The sequence below is a fragment of the Pseudomonas sp. LBUM1648 genome, from assembly GCF_059716145.1.
This window is the reverse complement of the sequence record NZ_CP166808.1, coordinates 1,981,816-2,006,440: the sequence shown is the minus strand read 5'-3', so window position 1 is coordinate 2,006,440 and position 24,625 is coordinate 1,981,816. Positions and strand designations below refer to the sequence as shown.

At 55.6% G+C, this 24,625-nt stretch carries 24 protein-coding genes and 1 pseudogene; 9 read left to right on the top strand and 16 right to left on the bottom strand.

The genetic code is table 11. The features are described 5' to 3' along the window. Positions 1 to 41: 41 nt before the first annotated feature. Genes ACA043_RS09260 through aroC form a run of 3 tightly spaced genes read right to left on the bottom strand, consistent with a single transcriptional unit; the run spans position 42 to position 2,936 of the window. Complete coding sequence (locus ACA043_RS09260; protein ID WP_401269733.1) at positions 42 to 668, bottom strand: methylthioribulose 1-phosphate dehydratase; 627 nt, start codon at positions 666 to 668, stop codon at positions 42 to 44. Further along, positions 665 to 1,810, bottom strand: a complete 1,146-nt coding sequence (locus ACA043_RS09255) for an MFS transporter (protein WP_489878634.1) — start codon at positions 1,808 to 1,810, stop codon at positions 665 to 667. Before ACA043_RS09255 ends, ACA043_RS09260 begins: the two co-directional genes overlap by 4 nt. A 34-nt stretch (positions 1,811 to 1,844) precedes the next feature. After that, entirely contained in the window at positions 1,845 to 2,936 is a 1,092-nt protein-coding gene (gene aroC, locus ACA043_RS09250) for a chorismate synthase (protein WP_401269729.1), read from the bottom strand. A 130-nt stretch (positions 2,937 to 3,066) separates the two neighbouring features. Here aroC and ACA043_RS09245 point away from each other — a divergent pair, with 130 nt between their 5' ends. Together ACA043_RS09245 and ACA043_RS09240 are read left to right on the top strand one after the other, a co-directional pair. Next, positions 3,067 to 4,020 (top strand): alpha/beta hydrolase, encoded by a 954-nt coding sequence (locus ACA043_RS09245; RefSeq protein WP_401269726.1) that lies wholly within the window; start codon positions 3,067 to 3,069, stop codon positions 4,018 to 4,020. A gap of 99 nt (positions 4,021 to 4,119) precedes the next feature. After that, positions 4,120 to 4,911 (top strand): hypothetical protein, encoded by a 792-nt coding sequence (locus ACA043_RS09240; RefSeq protein WP_401269724.1) that lies wholly within the window; start codon positions 4,120 to 4,122, stop codon positions 4,909 to 4,911. A 115-nt stretch (positions 4,912 to 5,026) separates the two neighbouring features. Here ACA043_RS09240 and prmB read toward each other — a convergent pair whose 3' ends face one another. Further along, the gene (gene prmB / locus ACA043_RS09235; protein ID WP_497659034.1) at positions 5,027 to 5,935 is read right to left on the bottom strand and encodes a 50S ribosomal protein L3 N(5)-glutamine methyltransferase; all 909 of its coding nucleotides are present in this window, start codon (positions 5,933 to 5,935) and stop codon (positions 5,027 to 5,029) included. 239 nt (positions 5,936 to 6,174) lie between these two features. On the opposite strand from prmB, the gene ACA043_RS09230 reads away from it, so the two are divergent. The 3 genes from ACA043_RS09230 (at position 6,175) to ACA043_RS09220 (ending at position 7,849) form a co-directional block, all read left to right on the top strand. After that, positions 6,175 to 6,765, top strand: coding sequence for a cysteine hydrolase family protein (locus tag ACA043_RS09230; RefSeq protein ID WP_053118675.1), 591 nt, complete (start codon positions 6,175 to 6,177; stop codon positions 6,763 to 6,765). A 131-nt stretch (positions 6,766 to 6,896) separates the two neighbouring features. Then, complete coding sequence (locus ACA043_RS09225; RefSeq protein ID WP_007914024.1) at positions 6,897 to 7,217, top strand: hypothetical protein; 321 nt, start codon at positions 6,897 to 6,899, stop codon at positions 7,215 to 7,217. Positions 7,218 to 7,291: 74 nt separating this feature from the next. After that, positions 7,292 to 7,849, top strand: a complete 558-nt coding sequence (locus ACA043_RS09220; protein WP_187680079.1) for a Smr/MutS family protein — start codon at positions 7,292 to 7,294, stop codon at positions 7,847 to 7,849. A gap of 332 nt (positions 7,850 to 8,181) precedes the next feature. Here the strand turns inward: ACA043_RS09220 and ACA043_RS09215 are convergent, their stop codons facing one another. Continuing rightward, positions 8,182 to 9,513, bottom strand: coding sequence for a putative phage tail protein (locus ACA043_RS09215; protein ID WP_497659033.1), 1,332 nt, complete (start codon positions 9,511 to 9,513; stop codon positions 8,182 to 8,184). Between the two features lie 790 nt (positions 9,514 to 10,303). On the opposite strand from ACA043_RS09215, the gene ACA043_RS09210 reads away from it, so the two are divergent. Together ACA043_RS09210 and ACA043_RS09205 are read left to right on the top strand one after the other, a co-directional pair. Next, the gene (locus tag ACA043_RS09210) at positions 10,304 to 10,522 is read left to right on the top strand and encodes a hypothetical protein (protein WP_497659032.1); all 219 of its coding nucleotides are present in this window, start codon (positions 10,304 to 10,306) and stop codon (positions 10,520 to 10,522) included. A 255-nt stretch (positions 10,523 to 10,777) separates the two neighbouring features. After that, positions 10,778 to 11,974, top strand: coding sequence for a hypothetical protein (locus ACA043_RS09205; RefSeq protein ID WP_497659031.1), 1,197 nt, complete (start codon positions 10,778 to 10,780; stop codon positions 11,972 to 11,974). Positions 11,975 to 12,550: 576 nt separating this feature from the next. Here ACA043_RS09205 and ACA043_RS09200 read toward each other — a convergent pair. Continuing rightward, positions 12,551 to 12,733: pseudogene (locus ACA043_RS09200) on the bottom strand (ice nucleation protein); the annotation flags it as partial. 387 nt (positions 12,734 to 13,120) lie between these two features. Here ACA043_RS09200 and ACA043_RS09195 point away from each other — a divergent pair. Beyond that, entirely contained in the window at positions 13,121 to 13,417 is a 297-nt protein-coding gene (locus tag ACA043_RS09195) for a hypothetical protein (RefSeq protein ID WP_497659030.1), read from the top strand. 92 nt (positions 13,418 to 13,509) lie between these two features. Continuing rightward, entirely contained in the window at positions 13,510 to 14,712 is a 1,203-nt protein-coding gene (locus tag ACA043_RS09190) for an HBL/NHE enterotoxin family protein (RefSeq protein WP_497659029.1), read from the top strand. Between the two features lie 142 nt (positions 14,713 to 14,854). Here the strand turns inward: ACA043_RS09190 and umuC are convergent, their stop codons facing one another. From umuC to ACA043_RS09140, 10 genes are all read right to left on the bottom strand, one after another. Then, positions 14,855 to 16,132, bottom strand: a complete 1,278-nt coding sequence (gene umuC, locus ACA043_RS09185; RefSeq protein ID WP_497659028.1) for a translesion error-prone DNA polymerase V subunit UmuC — start codon at positions 16,130 to 16,132, stop codon at positions 14,855 to 14,857. Then, a complete protein-coding gene (locus tag ACA043_RS09180) occupies positions 16,125 to 16,550 on the bottom strand; it encodes a LexA family protein (RefSeq protein WP_497659027.1) in 426 nt (141 codons plus the stop codon). Before ACA043_RS09180 ends, umuC begins: the two co-directional genes overlap by 8 nt. Positions 16,551 to 17,058: 508 nt before the next feature. Beyond that, complete coding sequence (locus ACA043_RS09175; RefSeq protein ID WP_497659026.1) at positions 17,059 to 17,667, bottom strand: hypothetical protein; 609 nt, start codon at positions 17,665 to 17,667, stop codon at positions 17,059 to 17,061. A gap of 77 nt (positions 17,668 to 17,744) precedes the next feature. Continuing rightward, positions 17,745 to 18,539: a DNA adenine methylase gene (locus tag ACA043_RS09170; protein WP_497659025.1), complete on the bottom strand. Its 795-nt coding sequence runs from the start codon at positions 18,537 to 18,539 to the stop codon at positions 17,745 to 17,747. A gap of 150 nt (positions 18,540 to 18,689) precedes the next feature. Continuing rightward, on the bottom strand, positions 18,690 to 19,232 hold the full coding sequence (locus tag ACA043_RS09165) for a lysis system spanin subunit (protein WP_497659024.1): 543 nt from the start codon (positions 19,230 to 19,232) through the stop codon (positions 18,690 to 18,692). Next, a complete protein-coding gene (locus ACA043_RS09160; RefSeq protein WP_497659023.1) occupies positions 19,214 to 19,777 on the bottom strand; it encodes a glycoside hydrolase family 19 protein in 564 nt (187 codons plus the stop codon). The genes ACA043_RS09165 and ACA043_RS09160 overlap by 19 nt, the downstream gene beginning before the upstream one ends. Before the next feature lie 49 nt (positions 19,778 to 19,826). Beyond that, positions 19,827 to 20,876, bottom strand: a complete 1,050-nt coding sequence (locus tag ACA043_RS09155) for a phage late control D family protein (RefSeq protein ID WP_497659022.1) — start codon at positions 20,874 to 20,876, stop codon at positions 19,827 to 19,829. A 90-nt stretch (positions 20,877 to 20,966) separates the two neighbouring features. Beyond that, a complete protein-coding gene (locus ACA043_RS09150; RefSeq protein WP_497659021.1) occupies positions 20,967 to 21,173 on the bottom strand; it encodes a tail protein X in 207 nt (68 codons plus the stop codon). Continuing rightward, positions 21,148 to 21,993 (bottom strand): phage tail protein, encoded by an 846-nt coding sequence (locus ACA043_RS09145; protein WP_497659020.1) that lies wholly within the window; start codon positions 21,991 to 21,993, stop codon positions 21,148 to 21,150. Before ACA043_RS09145 ends, ACA043_RS09150 begins: the two co-directional genes overlap by 26 nt. Positions 21,994 to 22,002: 9 nt before the next feature. Further along, entirely contained in the window at positions 22,003 to 24,621 is a 2,619-nt protein-coding gene (locus ACA043_RS09140) for a phage tail tape measure protein (RefSeq protein ID WP_497659019.1), read from the bottom strand. Between the last annotated feature and the right edge of the window lie 4 nt (positions 24,622 to 24,625).

The following is a 24,625-nucleotide window of genomic DNA, read 5'->3' as shown; positions in this document are numbered from 1 at the left end:
GCACAGCATTTCATCAGGCAAAAGGGCTGGTTCTGGTGAAGTCAGCCTTGGCGGTTCATGACGCTGCGAGTTTTCAACTCGCATTCAAACAGGAATTCAAAGGCCTCGATCTGGCGTAGCGCGTCGTTCATTTGCGCGCCCCAGGTGTAGAGGCCGTGGCCACGGATCAGGTAGCCGACGCAATCGGGATGGCCATCGAGCCAAGGCTGCACCTTGGCGGCAAGGCGCGCAATGTCCTGATCGTTGTCGAAAATCGGCACGCGCACCCGGGATTCGTGGGTCGAAATGCCACTGAAGGCTTTTTGCAGCTCGTAGTCTTCGAACTCGATGAAATCTTCCGGGGTCAGCCGTGAAAGCACCGTGGCGTTCACCGAATGGGTGTGCAGCACCGCTCCGATTTCAGGGCGCCAGCTATAGAGCTGAGTGTGCAGCAGGGTTTCGGCGGACGGTTTTTTACCCGGCTCCAGACTGTTACCGGAAAAGTCGGTGGCCAGCACATCATCCAGACCCAACTGCCCCTTGTGCTTGCCGGATACGGTGAGCAGCGCTTCGCTGGACGACAGGCGTGTCGAATAGTTGCTGCTGGTGGCCGGCGACCAGCCTCGACCGTAGAGAAAACGCCCGGCGTCGACGATTTGCTGGGCGAGTTGTTCACGCGTAAGGCTCATGGCCTGTCCTCTTGCATACGTGTGGCAATGATAACGGCAGCAGCGAGCGCAGCGAGACTGGCAATACTAAAGGTCAATGTCGAGCCGAGGGCATTCCAGCTGTAGCCGGAATACAAAGCGCCCAACGCACCGCCGGTACCGGCCAGTGCCGCATACAACGCCTGCCCCTGGCCTTGCTGCCGCGCACCAAAGCTACGTTGCACGAACTGGATGGCAGCGGCGTGAAAGCTGCCGAAGGTCGCCGCGTGCAGAACCTGCGCAAACAACAGCACACCCAGGAATTCGGCGAACGAACCGAGCAGTACCCAGCGCAACGCCGCCAGCAGAAAACTGGCCATCAGCACCCGGCGCACCGAGATACGCGAAAGAATCCGGCTCATGGCCATGAACATCAGCACTTCGGCGACCACACCGACTGCCCAAAGCATGCCGATTACGCCGCGACTGTAGCCGAGGCGTTCCAGGTGCAAGGTCAAAAACGTGTAATAAGGCCCGTGGCTCATCTGCATCAGCGCGACACTGCCGTAAAACGCGAGAACGCCAGGACTGCGCAACTGCTTGAGAAAGCCGTCCCCATTTGGTCGATTGCCCTGTGCCGGTTGCGCGTTCGGCACCCACAAGCTGCTGAGGACGATGCCGGCCATGATCAACACCAGCGCCGCCGGGTAGATGTCGAGGCTGAGCCATTCGAACAGGCGACCCAGCGCGACCACGGTGATGATGAAACCGATCGAACCCCAGAGGCGGATCTGGCTGTAACGGGAGGTCTGGCCCTGCAAATGCGCCAGCGTGATGACTTCAAACTGCGGCAACACCGCGTGCCAGAAGAACGCATGCAACGCCATGACCATCGCCAGCCAGGCGTAGGTCTTGCTGACGAAAATCAGCGAAAAGGTCAGCAGCGTGCACACCGCGCCGAAGCGCACGATAGCCAGGCGTTTGCCGGTGTAATCACCCAGCCAGCCCCAGATGTTCGGCGCCACGCAGCGCATCAGCATCGGGATCGCCACTAGCTCACCAATGCGGGCGGCGCTGAAGCCAAGGTGATCGAAGTAAAGCGCCAGGAACGGCGCCGTCGAGCCGAGCAAGGCGAAGTAGAACAGGTAGAAACTGGACAGCCGCCAGTAAGGGAGCGCCGCCACGCCGGTTATGCCGCGACGGCTTTGAGGTCTGCCATTAAAGCTGACCCAGCACCGGCGTGCTCACCCGTACATCGGCGTTCTGGCCACGGTGACGCAGCAGATGATCCATCAGCACGATGGCCATCATCGCTTCGGCAATCGGCGTGGCACGGATGCCAACGCACGGATCGTGGCGACCCTTGGTAATCACGTCGACCGGGTTGCCATCGACGTCGATCGAACGGCCCGGGGTGGTGATGCTCGACGTCGGCTTCAGCGCCAGGTGCGCAACGATTGGCTGACCAGACGAGATACCGCCGAGGATGCCGCCAGCGTTGTTGCTGAGGAAGCCTTCCGGAGTCAGCTCATCGCGATGCTCCGTGCCGCGCTGGGCGACGCAGGCGAAACCGGCGCCGATTTCCACGCCTTTCACCGCGTTGATGCTCATCAGTGCGTGGGCCAGTTCCGCGTCGAGGCGGTCGAAAATCGGCTCGCCCAGGCCCGGCATCACGCCTTCGGCGACGACGGTGATCTTCGCGCCCACCGAGTCCTGATCACGGCGCAACTGATCCATGTAGGCTTCCAGCTCCGCAACCTTGTCCGGATCAGGGCTGAAGAAAGCGTTGTCTTCGACCGAATCCCAGGTCTTGAACGGGATTTCGATCGGGCCGAGCTGGCTCATGTAGCCGCGAATGACGATGCCTTGGCTCGCCAGATACTTCTTGGCAATCGCACCGGCCGCCACACGCATCGCGGTTTCACGCGCGGAGCTACGGCCGCCGCCACGGTAGTCGCGCTCGCCGTATTTATGGTGGTAGGTGTAGTCGGCGTGGGCCGGACGGAACAGATCCTTGATCGCCGAGTAGTCCTTGGACTTCTGGTCGGTGTTGCGGATCAGCAGGCCGATGGAACAGCCGGTGGTGCGCCCTTCGAACACGCCGGAGAGGATTTCGACTTCGTCGGCCTCCTGGCGCTGGGTGGTGTGGCGGCTGGTGCCGGGCTTGCGGCGATCGAGGTCGCGCTGCAGGTCTTCGATGGAAATCTCCAGGCCCGGCGGGCAGCCGTCGACAATGGCGACCAACGCCGGACCATGGCTTTCGCCAGCGGTGGTGACAGAGAACAACTTGCCGTAGGTATTGCCGGACATGCAGGACGCTCCGTGAAATCAAACCCAAATTCGTGATGCGCGCCAGTATACGCAGGCTAACCGAGTAGTTCATCCTCGAACCTTAGCGGTGTTGGTGAGTCCAACCGGCACCTTGGCGAATGATGGCGTGATGATGCTGCGAGTTTTGATCTTGAGTCTTACCCTCTTTACTGGCTTTGCCCAGGCGACAGTCCTACAGCGTCCGATGACTTTGGATACTGGTAGCGGAGAACTTTTCGGCTCGCTGTTGCTGCCCAAGTCCGACAGTCCGGTGCCGGTTGTCCTCATTCTTTCAGGCTCAGGTCCTACGGACCGTGACGGAAACAACCCCGACGGCGGGCGCAATGACAGCCTTAAACGGCTGGCGTGGGTGCTGGCCAAACACAACATCGCCAGTGTGCGTTACGACAAACGCGGTGTGGCCGCGAGCCTCGCCGCCACGCCTGATGAGCGCAATCTGTCGGTGGAAGCCTATGTCGCCGACGCCCAGGCCTGGGCGCGTAAGCTCAAGGCCGATCCACGGTTCGGCCAACTGATTCTGCTTGGCCACAGCGAAGGCGCGCTGATCGCCACGCTGGCCGCGCCGGGTGCCGATGCCGCTGCAGTTATTTCCCTGTCCGGCAGCGCCCGGCCGGTCGATCAGGTGATCCGCGAGCAGCTGGCCCGCAGCCTGCCGCCCCCCTTGATGCTGCGCAGCAACGAACTGCTCGACAGCCTCAAGGCCGGTCATACCGACGACAACGTACCGGCGCCGTTGCAAGTGATTTTCCGCCCGAGCGTGCAGCCATATCTGATTTCGCTGTTTCGCCAAGACCCGGCAAAAGCATTCGCACAATTGCAGATGCCAGCGCTGATTGTTCAGGGCAGCAACGATATTCAGGTCGGCACCGAAGACGCGAAGCTGCTCAAGGCTGCCAAACCCGACGCCGAACTGGCGGTGATCGAAGGCATGAACCATGTTCTGCGCATCGTGCATAACGATATGAAGCGGCAATTGGCCTCCTACAAGGACCCGAATTTGCCGTTGGCCGCTGAACTGGGCAGCAAAATCATCGAGTTTATTGACGGACTTCGCACCCGTTAAGCGCGGTTTGCCCTCCAGTCCTGAAGAAAGCGGCCGATAAGCCTGTGTCGCCAGCGTATCGGCTGGCGACAAGCAGGGCTTGGACAGGATCTCGCCGTTATGACTGATACCCAGACTTCACCCGACACCACCGCTGAAAAAGACGCACCGCCAGCGGTCGAGCTGCCGTGGGCGGATGTTCACGTCGAGCACCACAAGATGCTCCGCCTGGCCCCGCTGCAGACCGATCGTCACACCGGTGGCCGGCCGTTACGCTTTGTCGAGTTCGGTTACGCAGAACGCCACAGCAAAGAACATAGCCTGATGCGCTTGGCGATCAAACTGCCGAGCCAACGGGTACGCAAAGAACAGAATCACCTCGATGTGTGGGCCGATCACACCACCAAGCGTGTGCGCTTCGGCCCGGACAGCGGCTTGCAGATCGAACCGTTGAACCGTGGCATCGGCCGTTTCATGGCCGCGCAAGGGATCAACTGGGCGAAAAAACGCTGGCCGACCTACACCGTCGACGGCTTGGACTTGAACAACAAGGACGCGCTGAACGAAGACACCCGCCTGCGTCGTGATCATTTCCTGAAAGTCCACGGTTTCGAGGTGGTCTACGCCGATGCCCAGCATTTGAAGGGCAGCATCAAGGACGTTCAGGTCGGTGACTTGCTCGGCGACTGGAACAGCGAAAAGCTGCAGATCGTCGAGATTCTGGAAGCGGCGCAGATGCTTCAGCAGGCCGAGCAAAACCTGGCTGAGCAAGAAGTGAAGCTGAAGAAGCAGGAAGAGAAGGTCAGCAAGTTCAAACGTGAAGACGCCGGGCTGCGCTTCACCATTACTTGTCTGGTCGCATTTGCGGTGTTTCAGGCCGGGTTGCTGATCTGGATTGCTACGCACCGGTAACGGCTTGAGACCGCGGCGCGGCTATCCGCGAGCAGGCTCGCTCCCACAGGATTTGTGTCGTACACCAGACCTGCTTGATCGTTCCCACGCTCCGCGTGGGAACGATCAGTCTCGATTAGACGCGGGAAGCGAACAGCGCCTGATGATTGCGGCACTGCTCCGCCGTCAACATGAACACGCCATGCCCGCCGCGCGCGAACTCAAGCCAGGCGAAGTCGACTTCCGGGTACAACGCTTCAACGTGCACTTGGCTGTTGCCCACCTCGACAATCAGCAAACCCTTCTCGGTCAGGTGATCCGCCGCTTCGGCGATCATGCGCCGAACCAGATTCAGACCATCATCACCGCAGGCCAGGCCCAGCTCAGGCTCATGCTGGTATTCGTCCGGCATGTCAGCGAAATCTTCCGCGTCGACGTAAGGGGGATTCGACACGATCAGGTCGAAACGCTGACCCGGCAATCCGTCGAAACCATCGCCCTGCACGGTGTACACACGCTCATCAACGCCGTGGCGCTCGATATTCTGGTTAGCCACTTCCAGCGCTTCGAACGACAGATCGGCCAGCACCACTTCGGCGTTCTGGAATTCGTAGGCGCAGGCAATGCCGATGCAGCCAGAGCCCGTGCACAGATCTAGAATCCGCGCCGGCTCAGTGCCGATCCACGGCGCAAAACGGTTTTCGATCAGCTCGCCAATCGGCGAACGCGGGATCAGCACGCGCTCGTCGACGATGAACGACATGCCACAGAACCACGCCTCCCCCAGCAGATAAGCGGTCGGGATGCGCTCTTCAATGCGGCGTTTGAGCAGACGTTGCAGGTTGACCAGTTCGTCATCCTCCAGCGCACAATCAAGATAACTGTCGGCAATTTCCCACGGCAGGTGCAAAGCGCCCAGCACCAACTGCCGGGCTTCGTCCCAGGCGTTATCGGTGCCATGGCCGAAAAACAGATCCTCCCCATGGAAGCGGCTGACGGCCCAACGGATATGGTCGCGCAGGGTACGAAGTCGGGAAGTGATCACGGGGCAGAACTCCAGAAAAAACGACTGGCGATTCTACCAGCCAAAACGCGCCACGACGACGCAGGAAAAACACCGGCGCGACGGTAGGAGATTTCTATTTTTTGCATCAGCTATTGAACAGAACGTGTAACTTGACAAGGCTGCAGGCCAGTAACGACGGCACCTACGATGGTAGCGATTCACAGAAGCGCTCAGCCAGAGGACAATGTCGCAAAAGCCCCACCCCAAGGAGCCCCAGAATGTCCGTTCCAAAAACGATGTTTCAACTCAGCGGTCGCGGTTACGCAGCGGCCACACTGAGCCATGCCACTGTGGTCATCATCGATGCCCAGAAAGAGTACCTCAGTGGCCCGCTGGCCCTGAGCGGCATGGACGCGGCCGTCGCGAACATCAAACAAGTGGTTGCCGCAGCCCGTGCAGCCGGTCGGCCGATCGTGCACGTGCGTCATCTCGGCACCGTCGGAGGCCTGTTCGACCCGCAGGGCGAACGCGGCGAGTTCATCCCCGGCCTCGAACCGCAGGGCGACGAAACCATCATCGGCAAATTGCTGCCGAGCGCTTTCCATGGCACCGAGTTACTTGACCGCCTGCAAAACCTTGGCTCGCTGGACTTGATCGTCTGCGGTTTCATGAGCCACTCAAGCGTCAGCACCACTGTAAGGGCAGCGAAGAATCTGGGTTTCCGTTGCACGTTGGTCGAAGATGCCTGCGCCACCCGTGATCTGCCGTTCAAGGGGCGCGTACTCAGCGCCGAACTGGTGCAGGAAGCCGAAATGGCGATCATGGCCGACAATTTCGCTACCCTTGCCTTGACTCAAGACTTGATCTGATAGCGCCTTGATGAGCGGTTCAGCGCGCCGCTCATCCACAAAGTCCTCTCATTTGCCGCAAATGCCATAGCCTCAGGAACAACCCGGTCAACTCCCGGTCGAAGGGCCGATACCCATTGAGGAAGGTCGGAATGAAGTTATCCGATGGATTTGACGCACGCCGCTTGCGGCCAAAAGGCCAAAGCAACTGGCGTTTTCGCTTCGGCGCTGCGATCGCCGCCATTCTGGCGACGTTCGGTGTGCTGCTGGCGATGGCTGGGGCGGCCAGCCTGCTCGGGCGCCCACCAGCGCTCGGCGATTTGAATGCCACGCCGATGGGCTCGGCGATCATTCTGGCAGTCGGCTTGTTGTTTCTGTATTTCGGCGTGGCCCTGTGGCGTAGATGCCGCCGTCGCGCCCGGCAATCGCGGGAACTGAACATGTCCCCGCACCTGATGAAAAAACACGACTGACTTCACGGCCTGGCTTTTTGCCGGGCCGTTTTGTTTCGACTTGGGTAAACTGGCCGCCCTTCGCGGAGGCTGACATGCAAGACGACGATTTTTCCCTGTTCAAAAGTGCGATCCAAGGCGTCAAGCCGATCAAGCACGACCGCGCCGACACCGGCAAACCCAAGGCTGACCGCGCACAGATCGCCAAGCTGCGTCAGTCCGCCACCGTGCGCAGCGATGCCACCATCGTTGATGGCCTGTCCGATCAATTCGTTATCGACGTCGGCCCGGAAGACGAGTTGATGTGGGCGCGCGACGGGGTGCAGGAAAGTCAGATGCGCAAGCTCAAGGTCGGCCAGATTCCGTTCGAAGGCAGTCTTGATTTGCACGGGATGAGCGTGGAAAAGGCCCGGGAAACCCTCTGGGCATTTCTTGCCGAAGCGACCAAATTCGAAATCCGCTGCGTGCGCGTCACCCACGGCAAGGCTGTGCGGCTGGACGGCAAGCGGCCGATGATCAAAAGTCACGTCAACACCTGGTTGCGCCAGCATGCGCAAGTGCTCGGTTTCTGCTCGTGCCAGGCGAAACACGGCGGTGCCGGCGCGGTTTATGTGATGCTGAAACGCACGATGATGGAAGGTCGCGACGAATAATCCCGTTACACCGAACTTGCAGGGTTGTGTCCGCCACCGTACCCTTGCCCTTTGCGAAAATCCCCACAGGTAGTTTCATGTCCCTGGAACAGAATTACACCGCCATGTTTAGGGGAGCTCAGTAAGTTATCAGGGTTAATAAAATCAAGGACTTAGATAAAAGCCATACGTGTTAAACCACCCGTAAACACGGTTGTTGGTACATAAATTGGTACAGGATCCTCCTTCGCTGCCAACCCTGAGAACCCCGCATCGATCGTCACGATGCGGGGCTTTTTCTTTGCTGAGGATATACGGTGATCGATGCGGTAGGCCTATGCTTATACGACAATTTAAGCCGTGTATGCTTTTGAAAGTACCCCACCTCCCGCTCCAAGAATGACCAGAAGCACGACATCTGCCGGATGAGGTGTTCCGACATACGGAACACCCACATTCCTATAACCGGAAACTCTGACAATGTTGCCGCCCTGGCTCCCGGTGAAGTCTATCGAGCCGTTCACACAGCCACCGTCCGTTAGATCGATCATGTTCCCTACACCCCCCATCAAAAGACCTCTGTAATTGGGGTTCACCGAAGCCGCCGTCGCGCCAAGCACACCACTGATCTTGTTCGCCGCACCATAGTTTTCAATGCAATAGACGCCACGGGTTGCGTAATAATCGCAGTCGCTGAAAGCGTTTTGGTTGCTGAGGATTTTGAGCGGGCAATGGCCTCCCTCAAAATGGGAGTTGACGGCCGTACAGCCTGGCGCACTTGCCTGGATGTAAACAGAAGCGGCTGGCACATTAATGGTTGAAGAGCGATTCCAAGGATGAAGGTTATCAGCTCTAAAATTCCTACTCGCAATCAATCCAAAATAGGTGTTATCCGCGGATACACCGCAGTCCAGTAAAGTAACGTTGGTCATTGAGGAATCAGTAGGCCCGTTATACATCCAACCATGGCCGCCAGTGGTGTCGATCAGAATGTCTTCATACGTGCTTTCAAACCCAAGTGGACGCTCACCATCGATGATGTCGAAATCCGTGATCAGACCATGTTGTGCAGATTGCGTGATTGTGATCTGGCGAAGGTTCTGTTTGGCCCCTTTGAGTGCGAACGTCTGCCCGATAGTGTTTTTGGCGCGGTTGCCGTGAAACTGCATACCAACAATCGAAACGTTGTTAGTGTTGAGGTTGAAGTTCGAGGTTATGAAGTCCTGATTCAGGCCGTCTTTGGCCTTGAGAATAGTAAAAAACTGCCCTTTACCGACCCATGACATATTCGGAATGATCGCAATGTGCTCGCACACATAGGTGCCGTGCCCCCATAGGATTCTCGCACCTGCGGCAGTAACTGCTGCTATCGCCAGATTCAAGACAGCTCCAGTATTCACTGTGCCATCCCGCTTGAAGCCACATTGTTCAGCATTGACATTGCCATCATGGATCAACTTCCACCGGGCACCATCGTTCGCAACGATGACCATAGGAATCGATTCGGGACTCGTCGTGTCTGCTTTGTCTAAAGCGTACTCCGCGTGTCCTCCGTCCCCGCGAACTGCATACCCAAGCGTTGAAACTTTTGTACCGGTGGCCGAGTTGAAAATACGCAGACCGGCAAGGGTATCCACCCCGGTGATAGTGAATTCGGTAACGCTATTAGTCGTGTTTACTGTCATTTTGCATAACTCCATTTGTTCGAATAAACCTCATCTGGTGAGGTGCGGTTGATCCATCGGTGCTTTTTTGTGGGGGGAAATTAGAAATTTGCGCTTCCAGCCGCCTGGGTGAGAACGCAAACCAGCGTATGCGCAAACGCATATTATGGCAATGCATTGGTGCATAATAATTGCATCAGCGCATTTTTCTTGAGAAATTAATACGGACTAGCAAGTTGGCGAAATCTGTCGACAAGCGAGTCCTTTGCCCCACTAAAGATCTGCATGTATAGCGTTAGGACCTAGATAACCATCAGAAAACACTTAGCATGACTGCATAATCGTGTGGGTTTGGCCCACTGACGAAACGAGGGGCAAAATAGCTGCTTCCGCGCAGAAAGTGACCGTTGGCTAGCTCCGATGATGGATTGGGAGGAGCTAAACACCCGCTCCCCGCATTGATTGGCTAAAGTCTCACAGCAGCGTTGCGTTGTAGCAATTTCTAAGCATCAAAAAGCTGTGTCCCATGAACCTGACCGGGTGAGGCACCGCGCTTGGTAAGGGATACGTACTTTGCCTCTTCGCTTGGAGGGGAGTACGAATCTCTCCTTTACCGCCACATTCAGATAACGCAAGCCACTGATTTTACTAGAGATAATCGGGTTTTTTTGGTTTTTGGCGCCTGAAAAAGCCCACATGGGACAGATGCGCTTTTTTGATCCGGAAAAGGACGTCACAGATTGATGTCTAGGCTAATCTGATCTGGCAGGTATGAATTAGCCTTCCGGACTTTCATTCAAGGACGATCCAAATGCCAAGTAACTCGGGTTCCAATATCGCCACTGCCGATGCGCTGACATTGCTGCTTCACAATCAGCATGCGCTAGGTGCGGCGATCGAAGAGATTACCCAGTGGATTTCAGGCGCTGGCGCAGACATTGTTGCCGATAACGCCGTTGCGGCTTTAGAAACGCTGGACATGAACGCAAAAGCGATTACAGATGCGATCATGCGATTGAGGACGTGCTAGGGAGTCGCTTTGACTGGCAACAAACGGCCAATAGTTGCCCGTGGCGACCGACGGAACACGGCAATGCGCAGGGGTCTGCCAACTCTTCCACAGCTGCTGCTACGATCGTTAGGATAAAAGTAACTTAGCCATCTCAAGCATCGGTTTAGCTCCGATCATGAGCAGGGCAGTTAATATATCTGACTTATTCCGAAAGGCGACTGGTATGCGCAACAAGCGAACCATAATTGGCGAATAATATACCAGAGGTGGATTGTGACTTTAAAAAAAGTTACTCAAGAAAAACTTTTCACGGAAGCCGTCCGCAGTTGGAATACCTCGTTTGGCGGAGTCAGTGGACTTGATTTGGCCCAGCGGTTACGTGTCTCACACCAAAACGTTATTCGATTGATCGAGTCATGGGTTGATGCTGGCAGAGGAACCATGAACGCTAACGTAGAGCTTGGTCTGGTCAGCCTACCGACTCCAAGCTCTGGGGGAGAGCTAACATTTACTTCTGTCACGACTCATATATTCTTTCCCAGTCGAAAAGAACTTACGGAATATTTTTACAGTAGTGAGCATGCTCGCTCAAATCCTTCCGAATACAAAAAACGCCTCATGTGCGGAGAGCATCAGCTAGCATTGTGTTTTTTTTCGGAAGAAGTACTTGGCCGTTATTTTAGTCATCTGGACTGGTACGAAGTTGATGACTCTTCGGCAGGGGGGCATATATGGACAAAGTCAAATTCACCTGATGAAAGATATATTGATGTACGCTTCGGAAAGGGCAGGTCAGAAGATGGAAGAATATTTGTTACAGCAATCTACAAGGACTTGTACGCTTTTTCAGATGCTGAACAGCGCCACTGGCACGCACATGAAATCTCACGCCCCGCCCTTGACTACAGCGATGAAAATTTCGAGCTATTCGCAGCTCGAACATATGATGGTGCTTGGGTAGATTTCCCCAAGCCAATTCGAAATCTTCAGGATGCTATCACCAAGTTAAATACTGTATTCAGTCCCGACGAGCTTTTCGGGCATATTGAGAACGAACACTTACGAATGCCTGTTGAAAATACAAACAAGGCGCTTGTTGATAGCTGCAGTGAGCTATATAAGATTGTCGGACCTGACTCGCTAAAGGCCAAGTCCATTAAAGATCTGTTGCAATCCGAATTTGGAAAGCTCGCATCAGATTTTATTCATGTCAGCCAAAGGCCCCTCAGTACCTTGCAGCTTCTCGACTTGGCCGAGACAGAACTAGGACTTATCATCAGACTTTCAGAGGCCATTAAAGCAGTAGGCAAGCATCGAGTAAGCGCCGATCATAAAGTGTTAACTACAAGTTCAAGTGATGCACACTATGGCGACGAGTTTATTTCTATTTGCAATCAGGTTACTCAATCGGCAAACGCTTTCGCAGAGGCAGTCAAGAACAAGAAATTAAACAGCGTTGGTGGTAAGTAAAAATTCAATTGATTATAAAGATTGGATGTCTAGTGGTTGCCCAGCAGACAAATGACACGACTCACCCGTCATTGGCACTCCTGTCGCGGGCACCAGTTATGGCCGATTGCGGCTTTTGACGATCAACGAATATAACGCCGTTTAGGTTCAATCGCGCCCGGCACCTTGACCCGGTGTGAAGCCTTTTATGTTTCTACGGAGATCCCATCAGGGACTGGCATACCAATACCTGACCTCGCTCTCCTTTTGATCAATTGCTACTACTGACTGTTTGGATAGGGATTCGAACCCCTTCCAATGCTGACACAGGCCGTTCAAGGCCAGTAAACAAAGCCTCTCATCTGCTCGCCCGTGGCGCGTGACGTTCTACAGCGGTCCATCATTTGCCCTAATTCTGCCCTAAACCAGAAACTCTCATATTTCACTTGAGCTAACAGCAGTGACCCCTTTCGGCCACGAGCGGACACTCAACATAACTCCTAGTCACCATCGTGCAAAATGCCCTTCCAAAGAGCGGCAGCCTCGATTAAATAATTTCTCACTACTTAGGGATTACACCTCTCGAAAATATCGTTATTACTCCTCTGCTTTATTCACAATATTTCCATCTTCATCTACTTGATACGGCGTATCAACCTCTACTCCATTTTTTCCTGCGTTGACTACCTTGTTGGTATAGCGCTTCCCGTCCCAGCATCTGAAAATCAGTGTCGAGTTCTCCCCGCCAGTCAGAGTTGAGCCCAGGCTGCCGATTAATCGGCAGTCAGGTTAACGTCCATTTGCAGCCCGCCGTCAGCGTGCAGAACTCGCCATCGACGTATCACCCAGGGGACGCGCCTATTGAAGGCTAAGCTTCGATACCAAAACCGTCAATAAAGCATCAGACTCAGAGTGACATCATCTGGAATCAACAATCTTATGAAATCATTAGAGTTTTCACTAATCCAAAATTACAAGCATTTTTTCTTGGCACGCTTTCCGAACCACACTATATTCAGTGATGATATCTAGCTTGGCTCCAGAGGATTGCTCACGCCGCAAATATAATTAAAAATCCGGAGCTCGCCACGAAAAATTCGAATAGTTGTTAAAACAGCAACAAACATTACGCACCAACATGAAGACCAAAATCAAAAGGACTTTAAGATGAAAATGAAACTTGAGAGCCGCCCTATAACTCCTGCAATTTATGGAAAATCTTCTTTGTCCGTGCACCAGACTTCACTTCAGAACGAAAAACTCACCCACGCGGATATAGTAGCTCAGCAGAGCGCCCTAGTATTGATGGCACAAATCCCGATTGATTCAATCTTCGCAGAAAGTGGCTTGGATGCAATCCCACTAGCTGCAACTCAAAGCTTATTTAAATTAAGTGCCAAATATTATTTGGATGGACTAAAAATTATCGGAGATCAAAAGCTCTTTTTCACAGGATACAGATAACGACTGGCTCGCATTTAAACTACAACTGCAAAAACCATCAAGAGCACTCAGCGGCTTAAGCAAATAAAGCCAAAATCTTATAAGGAAATAAAATGAACGCTCATCAAGAAAATGAAATACCAGACACTCTCACACCAGCACTGCAATCCATAACATCAATGCAGCAAATACATATCGGCGCGGAAATCACCATACAAGCTTACGCGCTGAGCATCTTAAACCAACAACCAATGGAGCTCCATAATTTTCCACACCTTAAAGACGAAGAGGACAAGATCAACTTTGCCCTTTCCGGTGCAAAAGCCCACGCCAAGGACTATCTAGACGACCTACAACCAAAAATATTACGGTCGCTAGTGGATATGGAAAATTATATCGCTCTGCATCAGTCATCAACAAATTTTTTGAACTCCGACATGCCTATCCAAGATTTTTTGGACATTCTAACAAGCTTAAAAAACAGTACGTCCGATTACCGAAACACAGCAAACGACGTCGTAGCAAAACTCACAACACTGCGCGACTCTTTAACTAGTGATTCTTCTGCTTTCGGCAAACTTGTATCTGACTTTCACTCAAAAACTGGTGGCGACGTGGATGAGTTGAAGAATATTACTGATCAAATAACAACTATTCAACATGACATAAGTTTGGATATTGCGTTAGCTGCGGCAAGCGGTCTGGGCATCCTCGCGGGCGGCGTGCTTATTTTTGTAGGCGCAGCCACCGAGGTTTTCACTGCTAACGCAAGTACAGCAGCAGTGATAGGAGGTATCGGACTCCTCGCGGCAGGCATTGGCGGTGAAGCAGCCACAGGGGTTAGGCTTTGGCAACTAATACAAGAAAAGTCGGAATTAGTTAACAAACAGGTAGCTTTACAGGATGAAATCAAAGCTACACAAAACCTAGTCGCAGGCTATACAGGCTTGGCGCAACACTCTCAGGACTCTTATAACGCAGCAAAAAACATGGCGAACACCTGGAACTTGTTAGGTGATGGGCTGGACTCTATGATCTCGCTAATTACAAAAGATCAAAACCTCGCCAGTAAAGAATACGCCAAAAAAATCCTCATTAGAATTATGTGCGGAGCAGTGATCAACGAAATCAAAAACTTAGGTACAAATATAAAACTCATCGAAGAACAATACTCTGGCATCCATCAAAAAACCAGGTCGATTTTAAACAATAAAGAACGTGACTCGGTATTTTACTTTCACGAATCTCGCTCAGCTGCGACACCTCAAATAAACGTCGACCCTACCAAAACCGTATTAGAATTGATGAAGGGATAATTATATCAGCTCATGCCTTTTGAAGGCGTGAGCTCTCCGCCGCACATCCGCAAAAGTGAGCAAATTTATGTAAAACTGACTGTCCGCTATTGGCCGAAAGAGGTCGTTCACTTGAGCATTGTGATGGCCTCATTTCGCCGTATCAAACACACGAAACTTTCCAAAGTTGGTCAAGCTTCGTGGTGTAGCTCTGGCTCATCATTTCCCGCCGCATGCCCCAGTCCGGGTTGGTTGGCACGCTGGCGGCTCGAAGCGTCCCTCTACCCCAACGACCATTGATTTCGTCCAGCACCGCCATAACCCGGGTCGCCTCTGCCGGCTGAGAGATAGCAAACAGATCATCGGTGTACTGACCGGGCTGGCACAGATTGAGAAGCATCACTTCTGCCTTGCTGTAGTTAAATCCCGGGCGAAACACTCGATCAAGCGCGTCGACCGCCGCCTTGGTCAGCAGGCGCACATCGTCCGTCGGGTACGGCAGATCCAACACCACCCCATTCGCGTACTTGGCTTCCTCGGGATTGAACATGCCGGTGCGGATGCTGACCCTGATCTTTTTGCATAGCGACTTCTGAGCGCGGAGCTTTTCCGAGGCCCGCATCATATAGGTGGCCACGGCTTCCTTGATGGGTGGCAACTCCTTCAACCGCTTGCCGAACATCCGGCTGCAGCAGATTTCCTGTTTTGGCGGGTCGGGCTCATCCAGCTCCAGGCACGGAGTACCGGCCAACTCTCGCGCGGTCTTCTCAATCACCACGCTGAAGTTCTTACGCAGTGACCAGGCGTCGGCCTTGGCCAGGTCCATGGCGGTCTTGATGCCTAGGGCGTCTAGATGCATTTTCATCCGCCGACCCACACCCCACACCTCTGCAACATCGGTGTTGCGTAGCACCCAGTCGCGTTTAACCTGGTCGCAAATGTTCACAACCCCACCAGTCTGAGCCTGTAAACGCTTAGCGGTATGGTTGGCCAACTTGGCCAGGGTCTTGGTGGGAGCAATGCCGACACCGACCGGGATTCCCGTGCACCGCAGCACCTGGCTGCGAATCTGTCGACCGACTGTGTCCAGCCCTTCAATGCCGGTGAGATCGGCGAAAGCTTCGTCGATGCTGTAAACCTCGACTGCCGGAACTATCGACTCGATCAAGGTCATGACTCGCTCACTCATATCCCCGTACAAGGCGTAGTTCGAAGAGAACGCGACGATGCCGTGTTGCCGTAGCTTGTGCTTGATCTGGAAATACGGTTCGCCCATCTTCACAAAGGGCTTGGCGTCGTAACTGCGTGCGATGACGCAACCGTCATTATTTGACAACACTACGATGGGCACCTTGGCCAGGTCTGGGCGGAACACACGCTCGCAACTTGCGTAAAAGCTGTTGCAGTCGATCAGGCCAAAAACCGGAGGGGATTTAGACATGGCTGCGCACGCTGCCGGTGATCACTCCCCAGATTGAAAGCTCGTCACCTTCAAGCACATATCGCGGTGGGTATTTGGGGTTTTCCGAAAGCAGGATCACGTCCTTGCCGCGGAAGCACAGGCGCTTACAAACCGGGTCATTGTTCAGCAACGCCACCACTATGTGGCCGTGAGCCGGCTCCAGCGAACGGTCGACTATCGCCAGGTCACCTTCAAAAATTCCAGCTCCTTGCATGCTCTCACCGATGATGGTCACCAGGTAGACGTGTGGCGCGCGGATGTTTAGCACCTCATCCAGTGATATGTGTGCCTCGATGTGATCCGCCGCCGGTGATGGAAAACCAGCCGGCACCTGAAACAGGCACAGGGGTAGCTTTCGACCACCCACCGCTACAGGGCCTAGAATTGAAAAGCTCATGACGCACGACTTCCGATACTGTACGAATGTACAGTTAACTTTCAGAAAGGCCTGCGGTCAATTTCTGTAGGAAATATCAGATAGGCGGGCAGGCAATGTGCTGACGGCTTTCGCAATACAGCGGGATCCACGACTTCGTTGCTGCGCTCAGCATGCCCAACGCCTTAGTCAGTACCGTCGACGATCTGCGGTTCGAACGCTACACCGCTGAGACGAGCACTCACCTGGTCATTCCGCTAAGCAAGCGAGTGTCAACACACCGACATGGTTCGTTGAGGGTGGCGACCAAATTGGGCTAGAGATCGCGCCGCGCCGATCTAGATCCTGAAGGAGAAAATGCCACACGATCCCTTCTTCAGCTTTACCCGTTAGTCGCCAATGATGATTTCTACTAACGAATGGAAATACTTTGTTAGACGAAGACTATGGTGAAATCAACTGATCTTACAAAAAGCCACTCATATTGAACCTCCCCATCTCTCGATAGGGGAGGAGAGAATCAGTCTGATTAAGCAAACTCACTTTTTATATATGCATCGTTTTGTGAAAATGTTTTGCTAATCGCCTCGAACGCTTCACCAATCCAATCTGACAAGTGCTGCACCGCGTAAATGATAAAATCACAAATTACGTCTAGGACTTTCGTAAAACCCTTCCTTACAACATTATCTATAAAGTCCACAACCGCATCTAGATCTGACTGACTGAGGCCAGCAGCTAAATCTTCTACTTCATGAGCAACATTATTTAGATCTTCGGCAACGCTATTTACGAGCTGCCCTTTAGTCCTTATCATTCTTTGGCGGAAGACATCCACAGCACCATGTTGTCCTATTGCATTTTTGTAGGAACTTGTAGCGGATATAATATCCACCTTCGCTTGGTTAGAAGAGGCCGAAGCGCCCGCCACGCATATGGTCTTTATTTTCCGCAGAGCGGTATCCAGCGCATTACTTTTTGATGATGGAAAAGATTGCGATTCCTCATTGGCATCCCGCGTCTTCGCCGAAGGAGTCAATGCCGCCATGGAGGGATCTGCGATGCTTTCTGATGTCATTACCCCACCCGCTCTACCAGCCATCGGCAAATCATTTGAAATTAAAGTTTTCAACGTCATGTTCATTTTCCTTATGCGGCGTAGGTTACCGAAACTCCTTTTGTGCGTGTTAAATGTAGCAGAATAAAGGTAATGACTTAAAACAGTCCCCCCATCAGGGATGGTTGCCAATTCATGATCACCAGTTCACCGCTCAACTCGGCTTTACCCTGACGCTGATTGGTGTTGCTGTAGCGAATGTCCAGTGTTTCGAAGTGGAAGCCCTCGAACACACGACGGATATCCGGGTGATCGTTGATGCTAACCATCACTTTGCCTTTGCAGCGGCGCATGAAGTCGGCCATCCGTTCGTAGTTCTCGAACGGAAAGTCCACGCCGTAGCCGGCGGTCTGCCAGTAAGGCGGATCCATGTAGTGGAAGGTGTGGGCACGGTCGTAACGTTCAGCGCATTCAAGCCAGGGGAGGTTTTCGACGTAGGTGCCGGACAAGCGCTGCCAAGCGGCCGAGAGGTTTTCCTCGATGCGCAGCAGGTTAATGGCCGGAGCGGTGGTCGCCGTGCCGAACGTCTGACCGGAGACCTTGCCGGCAAAGGCATGGTGCTGCAGATAGAAGAAACGAGCGGCGCGCTGGATATCGGTAAGAGTTTCGGGGCGGGTCATTTTCTGCCATTCGAACACCTGCCGTGAGCTGAGCGCCCATTTGAATTGGCGCACAAACTCTTCGAGGTGGTTCTGCACGACGCGGTAAAGCGTTACCAGGTCGCCGTTGATGTCGTTGAGGACTTCGACCGGCGATGGCTGGGGCTTCATGAAGTAGAGCGCGGCACCGCCGGCAAAGACTTCAACGTAGCATTCGTGAGGCGGAAAAAGCGGAATGAGGCGGTCGGCCAGGCGGCGTTTGCCGCCCATCCAAGGGATGATGGGTGTAGACATTGAAAGCAAGACCTTTACTGTATGGATAAACAGGTGCTAGGCTCGCCGCGCTTTGTGCACGGAGCAAGAGCCTTGGCTGGACTTGCAGGGACCATCTGCAGGGACGGCGGTCGATCAGGATGTTGACGCATCCGGACCGGCCGCTCTTTTTTACTTCGGTGTTGAGACTTCTTTGGCGTATGCCTGACAGGCCGCGAGGGCAATCAGCCCCCGGTCGCCGTCATCGGTGATGCCGATAATTCGTTGAGCATGCGCGGGGTCAAGTTCGGCTCTTGTGGGGCCATGAACCACGCCGCCGGTGGCGGAGGTGGCTGACACCGATCCGTTGTCGGCGCCGGTGGTGGCATCGAGTAGGACTGACAGGCGCAGATCAGTAGTGGCAAGACGGTCGCGCAGGCGACCTTGATCACGTTGGGCATCACTCAAGGCTCGGTAATGGGTTTGTTCGCTGGTAGCCAGGCGCTGCTCGAGCGCAAAGCGTTTGTCCTGTTCGGCACGCTGCTGCGCAACCGTGGCCAGGGCCAACTGGTTAAAGGTTTCGGTGTGGAGTCGGGCCTGCTCTGCGAGCTGTTTGCCGTAGCGCCAATCCTGTAATTGCCAGGCGATGGCGGCGGAAGCACCGGCTAAAACGGCCAGCAGCACACCTTTAGCCAGCAGCCGATACGGCGCCGGGATCAGTTCGCCGAGACGCATAGCACCGCCCTCGCCCGCCCCCACAACTCCAGCCGATCCTGCAGGCCATTGAGGCCGCCGTTGATCCTGCGGGTGATCATGTTGAATTCGTTTTGATCGGACAGCGCATTCAGCCCATTCACGGACCAGAACCATGCGGCCGACTCGGCGGCCCACTGCGGCAGCTCCAGCAGTTCAGGCGTGCGCAGCAATCGCTCGTCACCGAACAGCGCCAAGCTGCAGCGCAGGTAGTTGTCGTGGCCAGTGACCTGGATCAGGCCGCGACCGCGATAGCGCTGGCCATCACCATCCGCTGCCGGCGTATTACCCAGTTTTGCAGCGAGGTTGCCGGTGTCGTATTTGCTCAGGTACTGGTCGCCGCCCAGTTCGCGGACGTACTGCAGCTGGCCCGACTCGTGACCGACTTGCGCCAGGAACGCGGCTTGGCGTTTCGGCGTATTGATCTGTCGATGGGTCATGGCTGCGTTGAGGGCGGATACAAAAACACCCGCTTGGCGGCGGGCGTTGGGCATGATGCTTTGCAGCTGTTGTTCAGTGATGGACATACAAACTCCAGACGTAAAAAAACCGCACTCAGGCGGCGATGGGATGCGGCTATTGCTTCTCGATGTTCACCACCTTGAGTGCTGGTTTCGGCCCTTTCTTTTTCTTGCCCTTGGATTTACCGGCTTTGCCGGCATTGCATTCGACCGTGGTCGACCAGCCGGACTGGGTGAACACCTGCTCGACCGAATCCGCCAGGTATTCACCATCAAGCCCGACCTTGAAACCCTGAGCGATGATGGGACGCTCGGCGAAGATGTCCGTACGGCCGGGCATCTCAAGCCGTACATCGGCGGTCGAGCGGTTGAACGCCGACAGACGTGCCTTCGCTGCCGCCTCAGCAGCGCCTTTGTCTGGGTAGATATGGCGGTCGGTATGCACTGCCGGCAATCCGTCCGGAGCGTCATCGTTGTCGATGGTAACCACCGCGAGCTTGCCGTTCTTTTTGTCCTGATGTTTGGTGGCCACCGCCTTGTGCGAATTGCGATCGCCGAGACTGAATTGCCAGCGGCTGAGGTCGCGTCGAGTCAGGGTAATGGCGCCGAACGTCTTACCGCTGGCTGTCTGGCCACCCTGACGCGGCATCACCAACAGCTTGCTGTCGGCGACCTTGGCTGTGCAGTCGTACTGCTTGGCCAGACGGGTGATGAAGTTAAAATCGGACTCGTTAAGCTGGTCGACCCGGGCGACCTTAGTCGACACCGGGCACACCGGTTGCCAGCCATTGCGCGCGGCGACGTCAGCCACGATCTTGGATAGCGGCACGTCTTCCCAGCTTCCGCTGCGGATGGTTTTGCCACTGCCACGCATGTCGCTGGCCTTGCCCTTGATCACGATTGTATCCGGTGGGCCTGACACCTCGACCGTGTCCACGGTGTAACTGCCCATGCGCGCCAACGTCGTTTCGGCATACCCTAGGTAGATCTCGATTGAGCCGCCACGCCGTGGCAACTGCACTTGCCCATCACGGTCGTCGATGCGCAACTCAAACTCGTCGGACTCCATGCCCGGCTTGTCAGAGGTGCGCAGCAACAACAGCCGATCATTGATCTTGGCCGTGACATCGGCGCCATCGGCGACGATTCGAAACATCGGAGTCATGGATTATTTCCAAAAAAAAACCCGCACAGGGCGGGTTTTGAAGGGGATGAAGCTGCAAGAACTAGAAACGAGCAACCTGACTCTAGACCATCAATCCCACAGCGAGAAGTTTTCTTCGGTCGGTCTAAGCAAATCCGGCAGGACGATAATCACGCCCGACCGGAACGGTTGAGGCTCATCGGCCAGCCCCTGATTGGCATCGAGCACGGCCTCGACGCTGCCATTCAGATGGCCGTAAACGTTGTTGCAAATGACATCGAGCATGTCGCCGTCAGACGTCCTGCATGTCGTCGCCATAGCGCTCAAACTCCAGAGTGAAGCCCTGTTTGCGAGCAATCCCGCCGTGCAGCAGCGCGGACTGTTCCTCGTTGATGTTTTTCAGGCACCACGTCCCGATCACCTCGCCATAACCCGTGGTCAGGGTCAGCGGTTGCAGCCTCGCCCCGATGGAACGCAGCGTGTCGAGCTGCTTCAACCCACCCTTGAAGCCCGGATAGATTGTTCCCTTGAGCGTCAACTTTTCATCGCCCATACCGATGGCTTGCTTCGCCGGGCGGCGCGTTAGCCGCTCCTGCGAAGCCCAGCGGAATTCGGTCGAACGGCTCAGCTCGTCGAAAGCTGCTGTGTCCAGGTTGAAGTAATACGGCTCAATCTTCGGATCGCGCGGCTGAATAATCATCAGGTGCGGGAACGGCTTCACCGCCTCCGGCGCCGGCGTGACCTCACCGGCAAAGGAACTGGTGGGCACGATGTTGGCCAGCGAGGGACTGACCTTGCCGGCGACGTTGTTGATCGCCGTGGCCGCCTTGCCCGCCTGTTCCTTCAACGTACCCAGCCGATCCTGCACTTCAGCCGCCGCCCGGGTGGCGCGGCCGTACACCGCCACCACCTGCCCAACCTTGGCCTGAGCCGCATCGACGCCACGCATCACCCGCTGAAGTTTGGCGCCGATGGCCGGACCGACAAACGGGATGTTTTCCAGCTCCGACGCGGCGCCGGTCAGTTCGCGGATCGCACCGTTGACCGGGGTCAGCATGCCGTCAGCACTGCGCCGCCCGGTTTCCGCTGCATCGACCAAATACTTCAGGCTCGATTGCATTTGCTCCATGTAAGCCATGTAACCTCCTTAGACATGGGGTTCGTCGTACAGCTTGGCGGCATTACTCTTCGCCGCATCCGCCATCATTCGCTGCATGTGCGGCATCAGATCCTGCGCCAAGGTTTGCGGGTCTTTAACATCCCCCTGCACAGTTACAGGCATGCTCAGCGAATACTGAAACTGCTGATCGACCTTGGCCGGAACTGGCTTCTCAGCCTCCTTGGGCTGGATAGCCAGCGTTGCCGACTTGAGCGGCGCCGTTACCGCCATCGAGCGCGCGACATCCCCCAGCACTGGGCCTTGCTGCGCCGCTGATGCCATCATGAGCGGCGTGGTCGGCACCGGCGCCTTTGCCGTTTGCTCGGGCTTTTCATCCTCACTGCCGAACAGCGACTTACCCAACGACCCGCCCAGCGCCGCACCGCCCTGACTGCCCAGGTAAGCACCGATCATGCCGCCGATAGCGGTGCCGATGATCGGCACAACCGAACCGATGGCGGCGCCTGCTGCTGCACCGGCCACGGTGCCGGCCAGGTTGCCAGCGGCCGAACCGTAACCTTCGGCTTTTTCGTCCTTGGTCTTGGCGTTTTGAAAGGTTTCAAAAGCCATCGCGCCGGACTCCAGCAGGGTGCCGCCCGGAATAACCTTGGCCGCCTTGCCGACCTTACCGACGGTTCCTGCGACGGCGCCGAGCTTGGACAATGCTCCACCTGGAACGGAAGGGACTGATGGCGATGGGATCGAAACAGGGGAACGAGGCACAGACGGGCGAGGACCTCTCGAACTCGGCAACGACCGGCGCCGAGCGCTGCGCCTTGACCCACGTCCACGTCGGCGCGATTCGCCCGACGCATCCACACCGCCACCCATAGCGCCGGCATTGACGACGAAAACCTTCTTGACGCCGTCGTTACCTGCACCACTTTCAGTACCAAGGCCACCGCCTGTTGCCGCATCCTTCACCCGCGAAACAACATCCAGGCCAGTCGCTACCAGATCAAGTTCTCCGGGGTTTTTATTTGGGGTTTCGCTCCCATTCCTGCCACCGCGCGACCCACGCGCAAGGTTTAGCAGCCCCTTGCTGATCTTGATCGTGCTGAAGATACCTTTTAAGGCGATCAGCCCCGCCCCGACCGTGGCGATACCGGCAACCACCCCGGGCGCGCTGTCCGTCAGCGACGTAATGCCTTTAGTAACCTTGGTCAACGACTCGGCCACGGTGTCCGTCACCGGGCGCAAGGCATCGCCGATGCTGCGCATGGCGTCGTCCATCGACTGGGCCATTTCCGCCCATTTCTGCGATGACGACTCGCGCCGCTCGGCGAGGTTCTTGTCGAGGATCCCGGTCGCGTCACGCGAATCGTTTTTGAGCTGACTGTACAGCGCCTTGTTCTGCATGTAGGCCGACAGTGCGGCCTTGACCTGCATGTCGGCGAACAGGTCGCCGGTGCGCAGGGATTCTTCCAGCGAGGCCATCATGGCCTTGGCCTTATCCGGATCGGCTTCTTTGCTGATTTTCGATGTCGCTTCGGCCATCGCCGCAGCGCGCTTCGGATCGGTCGCCTGAATGTATTTCTGAGCCAGCGCCATGCTGGTCTCAAGCGTCGACATACCGTTTTGCAAACCGGTCTGCATCGATCCCTTGTAATCAATCCCGGCTTTTTCGTAAGCCTTGACCGTATCGGTCGAACCGATTTTGCCCATCCAGTTTTTCAGGTTGTTGGCCGCTTCGTCCGAACTGCCGGCCTGTTTCATCTGCACCTGCAACATGGCGCCCAATTGCGTCACCGCATCCAAGCCAGTGATGCCGTTGCTGGCCATGTTGGCCAACAGCTCGGGAAACCACTTGGCCATGTCGGCCGCTTCAAAGCTGCCCGCCTGCCCTTGGTAAGCGATCGCCTCCAGCGCCTGCTGCATCTGCTTGGGGTCGGTGATCTTGGCGTTCTGCCCCAGAGCGTTGATCATCTTCGCCGTGTCGACGCCGCTGGATCCCTGCCCCACGACAAACTTGGCCGCGACAGGCGCGTATTCCAGCGCCTTGCTCAGGTCCATACCGGCGCCGACCAACTGATTGACCACGTCGGCCACATCGTTGCGCGCCATGCCGGTATCGCGTGACGTGTCGATGATCTTGCGCGACATCTCCTGCTCTTGCGGCTTGTTGGCAATGCCGGCCTTGATCGCGATGTCTCGCACAATGGCGCCAAAATCAGCGCTGACCTTGGCCGGTACCGCCATGGCACCGACACCTACAACCGCAGCACCGACGGCGCCCTTCATGCCCTTTACGCCAGAATCGATCTGCTGATGACCCTTGGCTTTCAGCTCGGCCTTGTTGGCCGTCTGCCCCATCGAGCGATAGGCTTTTTCCAGCCGGCCGACCTCGATCCCCTGCTTTTTCAAGCTGTCGAGGTTCGAGTTCAAACGGTTGAGTAATTTGGACGCGCCGGCAGCGCCGGTGTCGTGAGCCTTTTTCCATTCTTCGCGCAGGCGGATGGTGTCGCCAATCGTGCGCTGCAGCATGCGCGCTTTGTTGCCTTCAGCCTCAAGGCGCTTGATGCGCCCGGTCACATCCTTGAACGCGGCGCCGACCGTGGAACTGACGGCACCGCCGATCACCAGCCCGAGGGCGAGTTTGTTTGCCATGTCA

What these genes read in the sequence shown, in the direction of transcription:
- ACA043_RS09220 (WP_187680079.1), top strand. Translation starts at nt 7,292, where the DNA reads ATGCAAGACGACGATTTTTCCCTGTTCAAAAGTGCGATCCAAGGCGTC.
- ACA043_RS09215 (WP_497659033.1), bottom strand. Translation starts at nt 9,513, where the DNA reads ATGACAGTAAACACGACTAATAGCGTTACCGAATTCACTATCACCGGG.
- ACA043_RS09165 (WP_497659024.1), bottom strand. Translation starts at nt 19,232, where the DNA reads ATGCGTCTCGGCGAACTGATCCCGGCGCCGTATCGGCTGCTGGCTAAA.
- ACA043_RS09170 (WP_497659025.1), bottom strand. Translation starts at nt 18,539, where the DNA reads ATGTCTACACCCATCATCCCTTGGATGGGCGGCAAACGCCGCCTGGCC.
- ACA043_RS09260 (WP_401269733.1), bottom strand. Translation starts at nt 668, where the DNA reads ATGAGCCTTACGCGTGAACAACTCGCCCAGCAAATCGTCGACGCCGGG.
- ACA043_RS09195 (WP_497659030.1), top strand. Translation starts at nt 13,121, where the DNA reads ATGAAAATGAAACTTGAGAGCCGCCCTATAACTCCTGCAATTTATGGA.
- ACA043_RS09210 (WP_497659032.1), top strand. Translation starts at nt 10,304, where the DNA reads ATGCCAAGTAACTCGGGTTCCAATATCGCCACTGCCGATGCGCTGACA.
- ACA043_RS09245 (WP_401269726.1), top strand. Translation starts at nt 3,067, where the DNA reads ATGATGCTGCGAGTTTTGATCTTGAGTCTTACCCTCTTTACTGGCTTT.
- ACA043_RS09150 (WP_497659021.1), bottom strand. Translation starts at nt 21,173, where the DNA reads ATGGCGACGACATGCAGGACGTCTGACGGCGACATGCTCGATGTCATT.
- ACA043_RS09225 (WP_007914024.1), top strand. Translation starts at nt 6,897, where the DNA reads ATGAAGTTATCCGATGGATTTGACGCACGCCGCTTGCGGCCAAAAGGC.
- umuC (WP_497659028.1), bottom strand. Translation starts at nt 16,132, where the DNA reads ATGTCTAAATCCCCTCCGGTTTTTGGCCTGATCGACTGCAACAGCTTT.
- ACA043_RS09160 (WP_497659023.1), bottom strand. Translation starts at nt 19,777, where the DNA reads ATGTCCATCACTGAACAACAGCTGCAAAGCATCATGCCCAACGCCCGC.
- ACA043_RS09190 (WP_497659029.1), top strand. Translation starts at nt 13,510, where the DNA reads ATGAACGCTCATCAAGAAAATGAAATACCAGACACTCTCACACCAGCA.
- ACA043_RS09175 (WP_497659026.1), bottom strand. Translation starts at nt 17,667, where the DNA reads ATGACGTTGAAAACTTTAATTTCAAATGATTTGCCGATGGCTGGTAGA.
- ACA043_RS09240 (WP_401269724.1), top strand. Translation starts at nt 4,120, where the DNA reads ATGACTGATACCCAGACTTCACCCGACACCACCGCTGAAAAAGACGCA.
- ACA043_RS09140 (WP_497659019.1), bottom strand. Translation starts at nt 24,621, where the DNA reads ATGGCAAACAAACTCGCCCTCGGGCTGGTGATCGGCGGTGCCGTCAGT.
- ACA043_RS09155 (WP_497659022.1), bottom strand. Translation starts at nt 20,876, where the DNA reads ATGACTCCGATGTTTCGAATCGTCGCCGATGGCGCCGATGTCACGGCC.
- ACA043_RS09145 (WP_497659020.1), bottom strand. Translation starts at nt 21,993, where the DNA reads ATGGCTTACATGGAGCAAATGCAATCGAGCCTGAAGTATTTGGTCGAT.
- ACA043_RS09230 (WP_053118675.1), top strand. Translation starts at nt 6,175, where the DNA reads ATGTCCGTTCCAAAAACGATGTTTCAACTCAGCGGTCGCGGTTACGCA.
- ACA043_RS09180 (WP_497659027.1), bottom strand. Translation starts at nt 16,550, where the DNA reads ATGAGCTTTTCAATTCTAGGCCCTGTAGCGGTGGGTGGTCGAAAGCTA.
- aroC (WP_401269729.1), bottom strand. Translation starts at nt 2,936, where the DNA reads ATGTCCGGCAATACCTACGGCAAGTTGTTCTCTGTCACCACCGCTGGC.